The 903-nt window shown below is 55.1% G+C and carries 2 protein-coding genes; both read left to right on the forward strand.

Features of this window, described 5'->3' with window-relative positions; all coding sequences use genetic code 11:
- Window positions 1-326, forward strand: a 326-nt coding sequence (locus AC1DWI_RS24650; protein WP_477726110.1) for a hypothetical protein, incomplete at its 5' end; no start/stop codon positions are given.
- Between the two features lie 60 nt (window positions 327-386).
- Window positions 387-903 (forward strand): hypothetical protein (locus AC1DWI_RS24655; RefSeq protein ID WP_477726111.1); only part of this gene is annotated, 517 nt, incomplete at its 3' end.

Consider the following 903-nt stretch of genomic DNA (forward strand, 5'->3'; position numbering starts at 1 on the left):
TTGTTCTCTGGAGGGCAACACTCACCTTCTGGGTCACCATTTGGGGGAACGACAAAGGCACATCCGAAGAGCAGCGGCTAGCTTCAATTTTGGAAACAGCCAGTGGTCTTCGAGGCGAGCAACAGATCGAACGCACCGGGAAGCTTATCCGGCTGACATACGAGTTGCCGGAGGAAGATTACTCCCGGGAAAAGTCTTCCTATAAGTCAATTTCCGGTTATGTCATCGCACCCATGGGGCATGTTCAGATCTCTGCTTACTTTGATACGCCTGCCGCTCGCACCCTCGGGTACAAGATCATTCATTCAGTGCGCAATCTTGCCTAACCCTTCCTTCATGCTGGCGTGCCTCCGGCACGCCGCTTAATTCAAACGTTAAGGGAGCACATGACACCACAGCAATTAATCGGCGTCGGAGTTCGTTTGTTCGCGATGTGGCTCGTAATAAGCAGTGTTGCTTACTTCGTTGCCATTCCGGGCCACCTCTCGAACGCCCCGGGATTTCCTGATGGTGCCACCGCAGTTTCTTTTGCAATCGCTGTGGCTTACCTGTTGGGTGCGCTCTTGCTTTGGTTCTTCCCGATGGTAGTCGCGCATAGACTCGTTCCGAGAACCCGGTACGAGGACCGGTTGTCTTTCCAGTCGCAAGAGCTTGCGCGCGTCGGTTGCTGCCTCATGGGTCTTTGGGCTTTTGCCAAAACGCTCCCCACGCTGACCTGGTTCTTCTTTCGCGCCTTCCTGGTGACTGGATCGACATCTTCCTTTTCGGCGCTGGATCCACAAGCGAAGCTGGACATTGCCGTGGCGGCTTTCGAGCTTGCTTTCGCTATGCTCCTGATGGTGAGGGCTGGCACGTTCGCCAAGATCGTGGTTCCGGAGTCTCCTTCGCCACCCGTTCCCGATG

It is taken from the genome of Polaromonas sp. P3_C2, from assembly GCF_056402675.1.